Raw genomic sequence first — 14412 nt, forward strand, 5'->3', positions numbered from 1 at the left:
ATCTCGACAAAAAGCGGACGATCGATGCCTTGCTAGCGGCTCGATGATCAACAGGTCGTCCGCGCGGCCCCTTGTGGGGGACACGTCGCACATCTGCCGTTGATCAGACGACGATGTGGTCGAAGTCTGCGGCGATCCGGGTGTTCGGGAAGATTTTTGCCGCCTCGGCGAGAATTTCTGCGTCTTCGTAGCGCCCCGACATATGCGTCAGCACGAGCTGTCCGACCTTGTTCGCGGCGGCAAAGGAGGCCGCTTCTGCCGCGGTGAGATGGCCGTAATTCCGCGCGGTCGGCGCGTCGCGATCGAGGAATGTCGCCTCGATCACCAGCATGTCGGCGCCGGCGACGTATTGCGACAGCCCCTCGGTGGTCTCGGTGTCGCCGATCACGACGAGCTTGCTGCCGCCGCTCGCAGGACCCAGGACGTCTTCCGGATCGATGGTTCGGTCGGCAAGCACGATCGGTCGGCCCGCGGCCAACTCGCCGCGCAACGGACCGTCGGGGACACCGAGCGCGATGAGGCGATCAGGCCGAAGATGACGACGCGCGGGGCTTTGGAAGATGAAGCCGAAGCTGTCGGTGTCGCGGTGGCGGACCGGAAAACAGTCAACGGCGAATTCACCGGTATCGATAGCTCGTCCCTCGGTCAGCGCTTCGAACTGGACGGCAATCGGCGCCCTGCCCGCGCCCCACAGGCCGGCGAGCATGCGGGTGACGAGGTCGAGCGTGCCCGCGCCGCCGTGAACGGTCATTATCTCGGACGTCTGCCGCAAGCCGAGCGTCGAGAACAATCCGGGGATGCCGAGCACGTGGTCGAGATGGGCGTGGGTGAGCAGGATGCGGTCGAGCCGCCGGAAGCCGGCGCCACTGCGCAGCAGCTGGCGCTGCGTGCCCTCGCCGCAATCGACCAGGACGCGCTTGCCTGCGGCTTCCACGAGGAGCGCCGGATGGTTGCGCTCCGCTGAGGGAACGCTCGCCGATGTCCCGAGAAACGTCAGGGCGAACATGATCGTCGATATCCCGCGACCGTCCTTCTCCGCGTCGATACGGTTGGCGGTCTCACCGCCCCCAATGCCACGCGAGCAGCAGCGCGTATAGGCCCATCGACGCGGCATAGAGCACGGCGAGCAGTACGTACCCCGCGATCTGGCGACTGATCGCAGCCTTCGGCGTCACCCACCAGTCGAGCGCCTTGAAGGCGGCGGGCACCAGCCACCAGCCGAGCAGCTGGGTGCTGACGAGATTGCCGAGGAACAGCGACAGCCAGACCGGCACGCCGTTTCTGTCGATCAGGGGCGCGCTGATGAAATATCCCCAGAGGTAGACCACGGGATAAAGCACCAGGAGAACGATCAGGTTGCTCTTCCAGATGAAACCGGGCCCTTGCTCGGGGGCCGACGTCTTGCCGGCCGGGAACCAGAAATTGAAGCCATAGCTCGCCCGCTTCACGTTCATGCCGGCGTTGAAGCGCGCACCCTCCTTCAGCAGCGTCTGCCGCAACGGCGAGTCGAGCCAGGCATTGAGATTGGCATCGCTGTCGAAAGATAGGATGATGATCCATTCGTCGTGCAGGCCCGGAATCGGCCGCTCGATCTTGTGCCGCAGAAATCCCTTGAACTCGGCCTCCGCCGCCTGGATGCGCTGCTGCCATTTCAGGAACGCGTCCTCGAGCCCATCAGGGACTTTGAATGAGATGACGGCCGAGACCGCGCTGTCGCGCGGGACGCCGGTGTCGGGCAGGATATGGACGTCCTCCGAACCGACGAAGAAGCGCTGCACGTCCGCGATCAGCTTCGCCCGCACCTCGCTCTGCAGCCAGGCACGTGCCGCAGCGGGGCTCGCGAAACGCAGGATCGTCACCCAGTCCACATGCGCCGGCGGTTGCGGCGGCACCACCTCAAGGTTGAGAAAGCCTGGCCAGGTCTTGAGCACTTCGCCGACCTCACCGTTCCACCGCGCGAACGCAGCAAAGCCGTCGTCGGCGATGCGGCGCTGGATGACGAGAGCGACCGGCTGTCCGGCTGTGTCAGGAGATGCGCTCATCGCGGCGACTTCAGCCCTTCTTGTAGAGACGCTTGCCCATCACCCAGGTCTCGTCGACGCAGCGATCGTCGCCGACCATCATGATGGCGAACAGCATGCTCGCGGCCTCGTCCATCGTGCGCGGGCCGGCGCCGTCGGCGATCAGCGATTGATGCCACGCTTGCGCGACCTGCCCGCCGTTCGGATCGAGCGCGACAAAATCGGCCTCCTTGCCGGGCTCGAAATTGCCGAGCTTGTCGTCGATGTAGAGGCCTTCGGCACCGCCGAGCGTGATCGACCAGAAGCCGCGATAGGGCGAGAGCTTGTTGCGCTCGGCTTCCGCGAGGTCCTTGCGCGCCGGATCAATGCTGCCGTCGAGCAGCGTGTTGTTGCACATGCCGACCTTGTAGGCGTCGTCGAGCACGGAAATCATCGAGAAGCGGTTGCCGCCGCCGACATCGGTGCCGAACGACATCTTGACGCGATGCTCGGGATCGGTGGCGCGGCCGAGGCGGAACAGGCCACTGCCGAGGAACAGATTCGAGCACGGGCAGAACACCACCGCCGCGCCCTTTTTCGACATGCGGCGGAATTCGTTGTTGGAGAGGTAGACGCCGTGGCCGCCGGAGAATTTCGGACCGACCAGGTCGAACTTCTCGTAGACACCGAGATAATCCTGGCAGTCCGGATGCTCGACCAGCACGCCGCTGCATTCGGCCGGATTCTCGGAGATGTGGGTGTTGACCCAGCAGTCCGGATGCTCGTGCTTGAGGCGCTGACATGCTCTCAGCAATTCCGGCGAGGCACCAAAGGCGAAGCGCGGCGTGATGGCGTAGAGATTGCGGCCCTTGTTGTGGTACTGCGCGATCAGCCGCTTGCTGTCGCGATAGAAATTCTCCGGTGTATCGATGAAATCGGCCGGCGCGTTGCGATCGATCCCGGTGAGGCCCGCGATGACGCGCATGTTGCGCCTGCTCGCTTCCTCGAACAACTCCTCGGTCGAAACAGGCGAGGAGCTCGTGAAGGCCTGGCAGGTGGTGGTGCCTGAGGCGAGCAGCGCATCGAGGAAGCGCTTCACGCCCTCGCGCGCGTAATCGCGATCCCGGTATTTGAGCTCTTCCGGGTAGACCCATTTCTGGAGCCACGGCAGGAGCTGCTCACCATAGGCCCCTAACACGCGCGTCTGCGGCAGATGGATGTGGCCGTCGATGAAGCCGGGAACGATGATGCGGTCCTTGATGTGGGTGACCTCGACGCCCGGATGGGCGGCGGCAATCTTGTCATAAGGACCGAACGCCTTGATCACGCCGTCAGTGACGACCATGAGGCCGTCCTGGTGAAAGCGCGCGGCGGCCGGCTCGTTGCCGACGTGCTTCCAGGGATCGTCGACGAAATCGAAGAACGTGCCGCGAATTCCGACCGTGGTCATGATTTGGTTCCTTATTTAACTGTGTGTCGCTTGCCGCGCCGACGGCAGCGAGATCGCGAGCAGCGTCCCCGCAATGGCGCAGAGGCCGAGATAGAGCCATCCGATCGGCGCCTGCGTCGCTTCGGGCAACACCGCCGTGATCGCCATGGCACCGCTCACGGCGAGATAGCAGAGCGCGCTGATGAGGCCGCCGATCAGGCCGTGGTCGCGCTCGAACAGGCCGAGCGCCATCCCGTACATCATCGGGCACAGCACGCCGCAGCCGCCGAGCACCAGCGCGCCGCCGATGGTGATCGACGTAAAATCCAGACCTAGGGTCATGCCCGTTACGCTCAGGACCGCAGAGCCGGCGAGGAACAGCGCGAAGGCGCCGAAGCCCAGCAAGCGCGCCGGCATGACGCGCGCGAAATGCGCGCAGCCGAGCTCGCCGGCGAGATTGACCCCGCCAAGCCCGAGTGCGACGAGGCCGTAGATGGCCGCCGAATAGCCGAGGCCGGTCTGGTAGAAGAACGGCGCGACGACGCCGAACGCCAGCTGCGCGCTGGCCGCCGCGGCAAACACCAGCACGAAGGCGAGGAAGCCCGGGCGGACCAGCGCATCGCGCAAGATACCGGCAGTGCGGCGCGGATCGAATGGCGCACGCCGCTCTGCCGGCAATGTTTCGGGCAGAAGAAATGCGACGATCGTGGTGACGATCGCCGCAGCGATGGCAATGACGACGAAAACGCCGCGCCACGAGGTCAGCTCGACGATGAAGCCGCCGGCCGCCGGCGCCAGCACCGGCGCAAGGCCCCAGGCGGCACCTAACAGGCCGGAGATCGCGGTGAGCTCGCGGCCGCGGAAACAATCAGCTGCGACTGCATAGGCGACGACGAGACAAGTGCAGCCGCCGATGCCTTGCAGGAAGCGCAAGCCAAGCAGCAGCGTCGCGCTGGTGGCGAGCGCACAGGCGATGCTCATCGCGATCAGCACCGACAGGCCTGCGAGCAGCACGTTTCGGCGGCCGAGGGTGTCCGAGGCGATACCGACCGGCACCAGCGCCAGAGACATGCCGAGCATGTAGGCGGTGACGGTGTTCTGCATCGAGGCCGCGTCAGCTGTGAGATCCACCACCATCTGCGGCAGGCCCGGCGTATAGGCATCGAGCGGAATCTGGCTGAACGGCACGACGCACAACAGGATCGGCACGATCCCACTCCTGGCGCGACCGGCGTCCGAAGCAAGTGCAGTCATGGCTTACGCCCCCTCGATGCCCGCAGGCCCCATCTTTTCGTGCGCGCAATGAGACACGCTGCAGGCTGCGCATATTGACGCGCGGAACGTGCCAGAACTGTATGTAAAAACTCTTAGGGGTTCCGTATCGACACGGTTCGCGGCGCTGGATGATCAGGCTCCGGGCACGCTCAAACAAAAATGCGAAAACAACCCCATGCACAGTACGAATCATTGAAGAATTTCGTGCCGCATGGTGCGGGTCCTGCCGGCGAGGGCCGTTTGACACGTCGGGCAGAACAGGCGCAAAGTTGCATGATCGCCGATCGTGAATCCGCAACTCGCGCCGACGCCGTTAACCGGTCGGAAGCCATGGCTGCTATGAAACGTGAGCCGGCCTCGACATCGGCACCACTGTCGATGGCCCGAGGCCGAACTCTATGCACGCGCGCGATCGCAGTTTGCACGAGGCCATGCTTGTCCGGCAGATGGATCGAGACCCGGCAGGCATCGGCAATCGAGGTTGGAAATGACTCTCCTCAGAAGTGACGGCGTGTGGTTGAACGAACCGAAACGATGGACGGCAGAGGACGATCGCCTCCAGGTCGTGACTGACAAAGGCACCGATTTCTGGCGCGAAACTCACTACGGCTTTAATCGTGACAGCGGGCATTTCCTGGGCTTTCCAACCGGCGAGGCATTCACCGCCAGCTTGCGTGTACAGGGCGACTTCCAGGCGCTCTACGATCAGGCGGGCATCATGGTGCGCATCGATGCGCGACATTGGGTCAAGGCCGGCATCGAACTGTCGGACGGCCGCGCCATGCTTGCAAGCGTGTTAACCGACGAGCGATCGGACTGGGCAACGGCACCCTATGAGCATGATGCCGGAGACTTCTGGGTCCGCGCAACCGTCGCCGACGGCGTCCTTCGTCTACAAGTCTCTGCCGACGGCAAGACCTGGCCTCTCATGCGGCTAGCGCCGTTTCCGGCAGCAAGCTCCTATCTTGTGGGGCCGATGGCCTGCACACCCGAGCGGGCGGGGCTGCAAGTCGTGTTCTCGAACTTTCGTCTGACACCGCCGCTTGGGAAGGACCTGCACGACTTGAGCTAAGCGGCTTGCGATCTCTCGCGCTCCCGAGCGGGCAGATCATCGTTCAGCGCGGCGCGCTGCCACTCTCTACCCCCTCGCCGACTGCGCCTCCACCGCCTGCACAGCGACTTCAGCGACCTGCCGCAGCGCTTCGCGATCGGCGCCTGACGACGCCATCACGCCCATGCCGACCGACACCGCCGAGACATAGCGCGCCAGCGCGGCCGGATCGGCGCTCTCCTTGAGGTCGCCCTCCGCCTTGGCCCGGACGAAACGGTCGCGGAGCTGGTCCTCGTTCTGGGCGCGGCGGGCGGCGAGTTCGAAGGGGACGTTTTCTGAGCCGGTGCCGCAGGCGATGCCACCCTGCACGAGCAGGCAGCCGGGCGGATTGGCGGGATCGGTCTGCTTGTCGGCGATGCCCATCAGCATCCGCTCCGCCACCTCGCGAGCGGTGGGCGCTGCGACCACCTCGTCCATCCAGGTGTTGCGCAGCTTGGTGTAGCGGTCGAGCGCCGCCTTCAGCAGGCCTTCCTTATTGCCGAAGCAGGCGTAGAGACTGGGCGGATTAATGCCCATGGCCTCCGTGAGCTGGGCAATTGTCGCGCCCTCATAGCCATGACGCCAAAACACTTCCATCGCCTGGTCCAACGCCGTTTCGGCGTCGAATTCGCGGGGGCGTCCCATGCCCATGTGCCTGTCTCCTCGGATTCGGCGTGCTGTCTCAGCCTAACGCTGGATCCTATCTATTTGTTCTAGCTTTCTTTTTCTTGTGTCTTCCAATCGTCGCGGTATCGGCGTACAATTTTCTTAGTGATTGGTACATAAGTATCTTGCACTGCGGTATCCAGCTCCACATCTGTAGTGAACACTACATATCTGGAGCGCGCAAATGCATCCCTCCCAAAATACCTCCCGCACCGGCCGTTTCCGCCGCCTTCTGGGCGGCGTCGCCATCGTGGGCGCCCTCGCCGCGGCCGGCTCGATCGTGACCGGCCGCTATTTTCATGCGGCACAAGCGACCGCACCAGCGGCCGCAGCTGAACAAGCCGTTTCCGTCACCGTCGCGATGATCGAGCCGCGGCAGACCGTGCTGTGGGACGATTTCTCCGGCAGGCTCGAGGCGATCAACCGTGTCGAGCTCCGCCCCCGCGTTGCGGGTGCGATCATGTCGGCGAACTTCACCGAGGGCGCGCTGGTGAAAGCCGGCGACGTGCTGTTCAAGATTGATCCCGCCCCCTATGCGGCCGAGGTCGACAAGGCTGCCGCCCAGCTCGAGGCCGCAAAAGCCCGCGTCGTCTTCACCCAGAGCGAGCTCGAGCGCGGCGCGCAGCTCGTCGGCAACGCCGTCGTCACCCGCCGCGACTACGACCAGCGCGACAACGCCAATCGCGAAGCGATCGCCAACGTCAAGGCGGCCGAGGCAACGCTCCAGACCGCAAAGCTCAATCTCGACTACACCGAAGTGCGCGCCCCCGTGGATGGCCGCGTCGGCAAGATCGAGGTCACCGTCGGCAATCTCGTCGCCGCCGGCACCGCCTCGCCGGTGCTGACCTCGCTGGTCTCGGTCAATCCGATCTACGCCTCGTTCGATGCGGACGAAGAGGTGGTGCTGCGCGCGCTGAACTCGATCGCCGATGCTTCCGGCCAACGCGGCAAGCTCGACCAGATCCCGGTCGAGATGACGACCTCGGGCGGCTTGTCCGCGAAGGGCAACATCCAGCTGATCGACAACCAGGTCAACGGCCAGAGCGGCACCATCCGTGTCCGCGCAGTGTTCCGCAACGACGACGGGCGTCTCATCCCCGGCCAGTTCGCGCGCGTGCGCATGGGCCAGCCGAAGCAACAGGCGCTTGTGATGATCGACGAGCGCGCGATCGGCACCGACCAGGACAAGAAGTTCGTGATGGCAGTCGGCGACGATAGCCGCGCCGTCTACCGGCCGGTCACGCTCGGCGGCGCCGTCGATGGGCTTCGCATCGTCACCTCGGGCCTGAAGTCCGGCGACCGCATCGTCGTCAACGGTCTGCAACGCGTGCGTCCGGGCGCCCTTCTCAAGACGGAGGTGGCGGCGATGGGCGCACGGGGGCCGCAGCAGGCGTCGAACCACAGCAACCAGGACGTGGTGCAGCGTTAATGCACCCCGTCATCCCGGGGCGCGCATCGCGCGAACCCGGGATCTCGAGCGTACGAAACTCCGATCACATCACCTCTGGATTCCGGGTTCGCGCTTCGCGCGCCGGGGAATGACGAGTGGAGGTCTCGGAGAACATCAGGATATTGCCCAGGGGCAAGGCCATGAATCTGTCAAAGTTCTTCATCGATCGTCCGATTTTCGCCGGCGTGCTGTCGGTCCTGATCTTCCTTGCCGGGCTGATCTCGCTGTTCGCGATGCCGATCTCGGAATATCCGGACGTCGTGCCGCCCTCCGTCGTGGTGCGCGCGACCTATCCCGGCGCCAACCCCAAGGTGATCGCGGAGACGGTGGCAACGCCGATCGAGGAGCAGATCAACGGCGTCGAGAACATGCTCTACATGTCGAGCCAGGCGACCACCGACGGCGCGATGACGCTGACGGTGACGTTCCGGCTCGGCACCGATCCCGACAAGGCGACGCAGCTGGTGCAGAACCGCGTGCAGCAGGCCGAGCCGCGCCTGCCGGCCGTGGTGCGCCAGCTCGGCATCATCACCAAGAAGTCCTCGCCCGACCTCACCATGGTGGTGCATCTGTTGTCGCCGAACGGCCGCTACGACATGACGTATTTGCGCAACTACGCCGTGCTCAACGTCAAGGACCGGCTGGCGCGGATCGACGGCGTCGGCGACGTCCAGCTCTATGGCGCCGGCGACTATTCGATGCGGGTCTGGGTCGATCCGCAGAAGGCGGCCGAGCACGGTCTGACCGCCAGCGACATCGTGCGCGCGATCCAGGCGCAGAACGTCGAGGCCGCCGCCGGCGTGGTCGGCTCCTCCCCGAACATCAAGGGCATCGATCTTCAGCTCTCCGTCAACGCGGAGGGCCGGCTCGCAAATGAAGAGCAGTTCGGCGACATCGTGGTCAAGACCGGCACGCGCGGCGAAGTGGTGCGCTTGCGCGATGTCGCGCGCATCGAGTTAGGGGCGTCCGAATACGGCCTGCGCTCGCTGCTCGACAACAAGCATGCGGTGGCAATCCCGATCTCCCAGGCGCCGGGCTCCAACGCGCTGCAGATCTCCGACAACGTCCGCGCCACCATGGCGGAGATCAAGAAGAACATGCCGGAAGGCGTGTCCTATCAGATCGTCTATGACCCCACCCAGTTCGTCCGCTCCTCGATCGAGGCTGTGATCCACACGCTCTTGGAGGCGATCGCGCTGGTCGTGCTGGTCGTGATCCTGTTCCTCCAGACCTGGCGGGCCTCGATCATCCCCCTGCTGGCCGTGCCGGTGTCGATCGTCGGCACCTTCGCCGTGATGCACGTGTTCGGCTTCTCGATCAACGCGCTCACCCTGTTCGGCCTGGTGCTCGCCATCGGCATCGTCGTCGACGACGCCATCGTCGTGGTCGAGAACGTCGAGCGCAACATCGAGTCCGGGCTGTCGCCGCGCGATGCCACCTATCAGGCGATGCGCGAGGTCTCGGGTCCGATCATCGCGATCGCGCTGGTGCTGATCGCGGTGTTCGTGCCACTCGCCTTCATCTCCGGCCTCACCGGGCAGTTCTACAAGCAGTTCGCGCTGACGATCGCGATTTCGACGGTGATCTCCGCCATCAATTCGCTGACGCTGTCTCCGGCGTTGTCGGCGCTGCTGCTCAAGGGCCACAACGAGCCGAAGGACTGGCTGACGCTGATCATGGAGAAGAGCCTCGGCTGGTTCTTCCGCGGGTTCAACAAGGCGTTCACGCGGTCTTCGGAGAACTACAGCGGCAGCGTCGGCAAGGTGATCTCGCGTAAGTCCGCGGTGATGGGCCTTTATGTGGTCCTCGTCGGACTCACGGCATTTCTGTTCCAGCAGGTGCCGAGCGGATTCGTGCCGGGCCAGGACAAGCAATATCTGGTCGGCTTCGCCCGCCTGCCCGATGGCGCCACGCTCGACCGCAGCGAAGAGGTGATCCGCAGGATGAGCGACATCGCGCTGACCCAGCCCGGTGTCGAGAGCTCGGTAGCCTTCCCGGGCCTGTCGATCTCCGGCTTCACCAACTCATCCAATGCCGGCATCGTGTTCTCGACGCTGAAGCCGTTCGACGAGCGCAAGGATCCCTCGCTCAGCGGCCCTGCGATCGCGGCCGAGCTGAACAAGAAATATGCCGGCATCCAGGAAGCCTTCATCGCCATGTTCCCGCCGCCGCCGGTCAACGGCCTCGGCACCATCGGCGGCTTCAAGCTGCAGATCGAGGACCGCGCCGGTCTCGGCTATGACGCCCTGAATGAGGCCACCAACGCCTTCATTGCGGCGATGCAGAAGGCGCCGGAGATCGCCGGCGTGTTCTCCAGCTTCCAGGTCAACGTGCCGCAGCTGTTCGCCGACATCGACCGCACCAAGGCGCTGCAGCTGGGCGTGCCCGTGACCGAGGTGTTCAACACGCTGCAAATCTACCTCGGCTCCTACTACGTCAACGACTTCAACAAGTTCGGCCGCACCTATTCGGTCCGCGTCCAGGCCGACGCACCGTTCCGCGCCCGCGCCGACGACATCAGGCAGTTGAAGGTGCGCTCGTCGTCCGGCGACATGGTGCCATTGTCGGCGCTGCTCAACATCCGCCAGAGCGCGGGGCCGGAGCGCGCGATCCGCTACAACGGCTTCCTGTCGTCCGATATCAACGCGGCGGCTGCGCCGGGCTTTTCATCGGGCCAGGCGCAGGAAGCAGCCACGCGGATCGCGGCGGAGGTGCTGCCGCCGGGCTTTGCCTTCGAATGGACCGACCTGACCTATCAGGAGTTCATAGCCGGCAATTCCGGCATCTGGGTGTTCCCGCTGGCGATCCTGCTGGTGTTCCTGGTGCTGGCCGCGCTCTATGAGAGTCTGACCCTGCCGCTGTCGATCATCATGATCGTGCCGATGGGCTTGCTCGCCGCGATGTTCGGCGTCTGGATCTCCAAGGGCGACAACAACGTCTTCACCCAGATCGGCCTCATCGTGCTGGTCGGCCTCTCCGCCAAGAACGCGATCCTTATCGTCGAATTCGCGCGCGAGCTCGAATTCGCCGGGCGCACGCCGATCCGGGCTGCGATCGAAGCCAGCCGCTTGCGGCTACGCCCGATCCTGATGACGTCGATGGCGTTCATCATGGGCGTGCTGCCGCTGGTGCTCTCGACCGGCGCGGGCTCGGAGATGCGGCGCGCGATGGGCGTTGCCGTGTTCTCGGGCATGATCGGCGTCACCGTGTTCGGCCTGTTCCTGACGCCGGTGTTCTATGTGCTGCTCAGAACCGTCACCGGCATGAAGCCGCTGATCCATCACGGCAGCGACATCAGCGCGGCGCCGGTCCAGGGGCCTGCCGAGTGAACAGCGTCCCGCCGCGGCACGCCCCCGGCGGGGCCATCATTTCCGGTTCTCCTCGCAGAATTTCAGCGCCGCCAGCGCCTCGCCGGCCCGCGGGATCTGCATCTCGATGCTGTCATCGTCCTCGTCCTCGAAATCGAGCGTGAGGCGCTTGGCCTTCGCGAGGCGATCCATGATCGACTGGTCGTATGCGAAGATGCCGCGCACCGTGGTCTTGTCCATGACCTCCCACTTGGCCTTCTTCATGATATCGGCGTCGTCGGTGCCGACATCGGCCCGGAGGATCTCGCCGGCCTTGTCCCATTCCCAACCGTCGTAGATCATCACGATCACGATCGCCTGCTCGGAATAGGTGATCACGATGACGTAGTCGCGGTTCTCGTCATCCTTGTCCTTGTAGCCGCGGCTGGCATTGCAATGGGTGTCCTGCGCGCGCTTCTCGATGGTCCAGTCGCCGACCTTGGATTGTTGCGCAAGCGCGGGCCTCGAGCTCGAGGCGGTTGCGCTCAAGACGCAAGCGAGAATTTCGGCGGCAAGAAGAGATCGTTTCATGTCGGCCTCCAGCGCGTTCCCCGCGCCGAGATGACCACCTCTCCCGGCGGCTCGCAAGAGGGCGAGGCGAACGGCCGGCGGCCGTCCTATCCCCGCCGCGGCACGATCGCGATCGGAGTGAAGGTGTAAACCTCCTCGCCGTTCTGGTTGAACATGGTCCATTTCACCAGCGCGATGCCTTGCGGCTTCGATTTCGACGGCGTCAGGCTCATGACCTCGCCGACCAGATGCAGGCGGTCGTTGGGCCGCACCGGCATGGTCCAGCGCAGGCCGTCCACACCGGCGCCGATCAGCGGATGCGGGCCGAACGGACGGGTCTGGATCGCAAGGTTCATGGCGATCGCGGCGGTGTGCCATCCCGAGGCAGCAAGCCCCTTGAACAGGGTCTGCTTTGCCGCCTCGTGGTCGAGATGCATTGGCTGCGGATCGAACTCGGCGGCAAAGCGCTTGATGTCGGCCTCGGTGACCACGACATCGGGGGATTTGAACTGCATTCCGATGGTGAGATCGTCGAACCACTCGACCTGCGCCATGATTTTGCCTCGCAAAATGACGTGCCGCTCCCGAAGAGACGGCTCAATCGCCTGAGCCATGAGGGATATAGCGGGCCCGCAGCGCACAAACCAGCGCAAGGTTCCTGACGAAACCCCTTTCGCGATGCGACGAAACACGCCTGAAACAGATTGCCGATTAAGTGGTTGTCAAAATAAATACAGGGACGGCCAATATGCAGTTCATCCTCGACCTGATCTACGAATATTCGTGCTGCCAGAACCTCGTTGCCCAGCCGCTGCGGGAGGACGAGCTATGATCGAGCTGATCTCAGCCCTGCTCGCTCTGTGCAGCGTCGGCGTCTTCGCGGCGCATGCGGTCGACGCCTATCGCACCACGCATTCCTGAGCGTTCCTCCATCCCGAGGCTAAAGCGCGATGCGATTAGTATGAATCGTCATCGCGCTTTGGGTAATCGTTGAGCATGATCTAAGACGTCCGCACTTTTCATGCTCTTAGAATGGCCTCCGGTAGAAGTGCTCGGAATGCGTTGCCGGCGGAAACCGGTTGGCGAGCGCAAGCGCCCCCCTCTCGTCCGTTTCGAGCGCGATCTTCTGCGCCAACATCACATCGCCCGGTACCAGAAAGCCTGACGGGACGAAACACCACCCCATCGTGGCGCGTCCCTCACTATCGACCTCGTGGACGTTGGCGGCTGTGCCGTAGTGGATGCGATAGGTCCGGCCGGTGTCGCAACCGACGACGTCGAAATATCGAAATTGCTCGAATTGCGCGCGCTGCACCGGTGACAGCCATTCGGCCAGAAGCCGGCGGCCGCGCGCATCCGGCGTGTTCTCGCCGAAGAAGCGGCGATAGAGTTCACGCAGCGCATGCAGGCGCGCACGCGCCGGCGCGCGGAGCCAAACTGCCGCGATCATGAGCAGCTCAGATCAACCGCCGACCAGGCGGGGATAGAACAGCGTTTCCTGCGCGGTCGGATCGAACGATCGGATCCGGGTCACTTCGCCGGGTCCGGTTCGAAGCGCGGCGGTGAAGCCCGCTCCGGTCAGCTCACGAAAGCGCCGTTCGGCTCGCGCCAGCGCCTCGGCGTTGCCAGGATCAAACTCGTGGCGCGTATCGCCAGTTTGGTCCATCACGATCTGGGTAGCCATGTTGAGTCTCCTCATGCCCAGCCCTGAACTTGATCAAAGCAAACCTCGTGCCGTCGGTTCCAGAAGGCAACAACTTTCTCGCGCCGTCGCATCACACGTCGCTGAGCAAGAGCTCAGCGTGAGGCCGCGGCACTCCCGCCCTCGTCGATCTGCCGGCCCATCAGCGCGATCGCCTTTTGATAGACACCAGCGGCATTCCAAGCCTCGATGGCAGCGAAATTGGGCTCGCCCGGCTGGTATCCGGCTCCCGCACGCCAACCATGGGCTTTGAGGAAATTCGCGGTCGAGTTCAGCGCATTGGCCGCAACTTCGAGATTGCCGGTGCCGTAGGCCAGAATGCTCTTGGGCATGAACTGGGTCTGGCCGACCTCGCCATGCATGGACCCGCGGGTCGATCCCGACAGCGTACCGCGGTCGATCAGCTTCAGGGCGGCATAGAGCTGGTCGGTGAAGAATTCGGGACGGCGGCAGTCATAGGCGAGGGTCGCAATCGACGACAGCATGTTCTGGTTGCCGCGCTGGCTGCCGAAGCCGGTCTCCATGCCCCAGATCGCGATCAGCGGCCCAGGCGGGACGCCATAGCGCTGCTCGATCGAGGCGAACAAGGCGGCCTGCGACTGCTTGAGCTGCCGGCCCTTGGCGACGATGGTGGTGGCGCCGCGCTTGGCCAGGAACTGGTCCAGCGTCAGCGAGAAGCTGCGCTGGCCGCGGTCGGCCGCGATTGTGGCGCTGGCATAGTTCGTCTGCATCAGCGCCGACAGCGCGGTGGGGCCGATGCCCTTGCCCTGCGCCTCCGCGCTGAACTCGCGCTTCCAGGCCTCGAAGCCGGCCGGCGAGCTGCCGCATTGCGCGGCCTCGGCGGAGGATGCCAGGCAACCGAGCAGCGTCATTGCGCCAAGAACCGCTCCCGCAACAGCCCTGCCCCTGATCATGCCCGACCTCTCCTGTCCTGTACCGCTCG

Annotated in this window: 13 protein-coding genes; 3 read left to right on the forward strand and 10 right to left on the reverse strand. The window is 64.4% G+C overall.

The genetic code is table 11. The annotated features are described in order from the left end of the window. Nucleotides 1–103: 103 nt before the first annotated feature. The 4 genes from rnz to ACM43_RS37860 are packed head-to-tail and all read right to left on the reverse strand — an operon-like array spanning nucleotide 104 to nucleotide 4683. A complete protein-coding gene (rnz, locus tag ACM43_RS37845) occupies nucleotides 104–1006 on the reverse strand; it encodes a ribonuclease Z (RefSeq protein ID WP_271547171.1) in 903 nt (300 codons plus the stop codon). Between the two features lie 52 nt (nucleotides 1007–1058). Continuing rightward, the gene (locus ACM43_RS37850) at nucleotides 1059–2042 is read right to left on the reverse strand and encodes an antibiotic biosynthesis monooxygenase (RefSeq protein ID WP_271547172.1); all 984 of its coding nucleotides are present in this window, start codon (nucleotides 2040–2042) and stop codon (nucleotides 1059–1061) included. A gap of 10 nt (nucleotides 2043–2052) precedes the next feature. After that, a complete protein-coding gene (guaD, locus tag ACM43_RS37855) occupies nucleotides 2053–3450 on the reverse strand; it encodes a guanine deaminase (RefSeq protein WP_036022398.1) in 1398 nt (465 codons plus the stop codon). 15 nt (nucleotides 3451–3465) lie between these two features. After that, nucleotides 3466–4683 (reverse strand): multidrug effflux MFS transporter, encoded by a 1218-nt coding sequence (locus ACM43_RS37860; protein ID WP_271547173.1) that lies wholly within the window; start codon nucleotides 4681–4683, stop codon nucleotides 3466–3468. A gap of 508 nt (nucleotides 4684–5191) precedes the next feature. On the opposite strand from ACM43_RS37860, the gene ACM43_RS37865 reads away from it, so the two are divergent. Next, a complete protein-coding gene (locus ACM43_RS37865) occupies nucleotides 5192–5776 on the forward strand; it encodes a DUF1349 domain-containing protein (RefSeq protein WP_271547174.1) in 585 nt (194 codons plus the stop codon). A 66-nt stretch (nucleotides 5777–5842) separates the two neighbouring features. Here ACM43_RS37865 and ACM43_RS37870 read toward each other — a convergent pair whose 3' ends face one another. Then, nucleotides 5843–6445, reverse strand: a complete 603-nt coding sequence (locus ACM43_RS37870) for a TetR/AcrR family transcriptional regulator (protein ID WP_271547175.1) — start codon at nucleotides 6443–6445, stop codon at nucleotides 5843–5845. Nucleotides 6446–6644: 199 nt separating this feature from the next. On the opposite strand from ACM43_RS37870, the gene ACM43_RS37875 reads away from it, so the two are divergent. Next, nucleotides 6645–7889 (forward strand): efflux RND transporter periplasmic adaptor subunit, encoded by a 1245-nt coding sequence (locus tag ACM43_RS37875; RefSeq protein WP_271547176.1) that lies wholly within the window; start codon nucleotides 6645–6647, stop codon nucleotides 7887–7889. Between the two features lie 161 nt (nucleotides 7890–8050). Beyond that, on the forward strand, nucleotides 8051–11239 hold the full coding sequence (locus ACM43_RS37880) for an efflux RND transporter permease subunit (RefSeq protein WP_271547177.1): 3189 nt from the start codon (nucleotides 8051–8053) through the stop codon (nucleotides 11237–11239). 36 nt (nucleotides 11240–11275) lie between these two features. On the opposite strand, the gene ACM43_RS37885 is transcribed toward ACM43_RS37880, so the two are convergent. The 5 genes from ACM43_RS37885 to ACM43_RS37905 all read right to left on the reverse strand — a co-directional run bounded on the left by ACM43_RS37885 (nucleotide 11276) and on the right by ACM43_RS37905 (nucleotide 14383). Next, nucleotides 11276–11788 carry a hypothetical protein gene (locus ACM43_RS37885; protein WP_271547178.1) on the reverse strand — a complete coding sequence of 171 codons (513 nt, stop codon included), beginning with the start codon at nucleotides 11786–11788 and terminating at the stop codon, nucleotides 11276–11278. A gap of 86 nt (nucleotides 11789–11874) precedes the next feature. Further along, entirely contained in the window at nucleotides 11875–12321 is a 447-nt protein-coding gene (locus ACM43_RS37890; RefSeq protein WP_271547179.1) for a MaoC family dehydratase, read from the reverse strand. Between the two features lie 473 nt (nucleotides 12322–12794). Then, the gene (locus tag ACM43_RS37895) at nucleotides 12795–13217 is read right to left on the reverse strand and encodes a hypothetical protein (RefSeq protein WP_271547180.1); all 423 of its coding nucleotides are present in this window, start codon (nucleotides 13215–13217) and stop codon (nucleotides 12795–12797) included. 12 nt (nucleotides 13218–13229) lie between these two features. Continuing rightward, nucleotides 13230–13451 carry a hypothetical protein gene (locus ACM43_RS37900; protein WP_007592399.1) on the reverse strand — a complete coding sequence of 74 codons (222 nt, stop codon included), beginning with the start codon at nucleotides 13449–13451 and terminating at the stop codon, nucleotides 13230–13232. Nucleotides 13452–13564: 113 nt separating this feature from the next. Then, on the reverse strand, nucleotides 13565–14383 hold the full coding sequence (locus ACM43_RS37905) for a lytic murein transglycosylase (protein ID WP_036001257.1): 819 nt from the start codon (nucleotides 14381–14383) through the stop codon (nucleotides 13565–13567). Nucleotides 14384–14412 lie beyond the last annotated feature (29 nt).

The sequence above is a fragment of the Bradyrhizobium sp. CCBAU 45321 genome, assembly GCF_028128975.1.
GTDB lineage: Bacteria > Pseudomonadota > Alphaproteobacteria > Rhizobiales > Xanthobacteraceae > Bradyrhizobium > Bradyrhizobium yuanmingense.

Excerpts from the sequence above, each read along its gene's own strand:
- ACM43_RS37860 (WP_271547173.1), bottom strand. The coding sequence starts at position 4,683 with ATGACTGCACTTGCTTCGGACGCCGGTCGCGCCAGGAGTGGGATCGTG.
- ACM43_RS37880 (WP_271547177.1), top strand. The coding sequence starts at position 8,051 with ATGAATCTGTCAAAGTTCTTCATCGATCGTCCGATTTTCGCCGGCGTG.
- ACM43_RS37905 (WP_036001257.1), bottom strand. The coding sequence starts at position 14,383 with ATGATCAGGGGCAGGGCTGTTGCGGGAGCGGTTCTTGGCGCAATGACG.
- guaD (WP_036022398.1), bottom strand. The coding sequence starts at position 3,450 with ATGACCACGGTCGGAATTCGCGGCACGTTCTTCGATTTCGTCGACGAT.
- ACM43_RS37865 (WP_271547174.1), top strand. The coding sequence starts at position 5,192 with ATGACTCTCCTCAGAAGTGACGGCGTGTGGTTGAACGAACCGAAACGA.
- ACM43_RS37850 (WP_271547172.1), bottom strand. The coding sequence starts at position 2,042 with ATGAGCGCATCTCCTGACACAGCCGGACAGCCGGTCGCTCTCGTCATC.
- ACM43_RS37885 (WP_271547178.1), bottom strand. The coding sequence starts at position 11,788 with ATGAAACGATCTCTTCTTGCCGCCGAAATTCTCGCTTGCGTCTTGAGC.
- ACM43_RS37900 (WP_007592399.1), bottom strand. The coding sequence starts at position 13,451 with ATGGCTACCCAGATCGTGATGGACCAAACTGGCGATACGCGCCACGAG.
- rnz (WP_271547171.1), bottom strand. The coding sequence starts at position 1,006 with ATGTTCGCCCTGACGTTTCTCGGGACATCGGCGAGCGTTCCCTCAGCG.
- ACM43_RS37895 (WP_271547180.1), bottom strand. The coding sequence starts at position 13,217 with ATGATCGCGGCAGTTTGGCTCCGCGCGCCGGCGCGTGCGCGCCTGCAT.
- ACM43_RS37870 (WP_271547175.1), bottom strand. The coding sequence starts at position 6,445 with ATGGGCATGGGACGCCCCCGCGAATTCGACGCCGAAACGGCGTTGGAC.
- ACM43_RS37875 (WP_271547176.1), top strand. The coding sequence starts at position 6,645 with ATGCATCCCTCCCAAAATACCTCCCGCACCGGCCGTTTCCGCCGCCTT.
- ACM43_RS37890 (WP_271547179.1), bottom strand. The coding sequence starts at position 12,321 with ATGGCGCAGGTCGAGTGGTTCGACGATCTCACCATCGGAATGCAGTTC.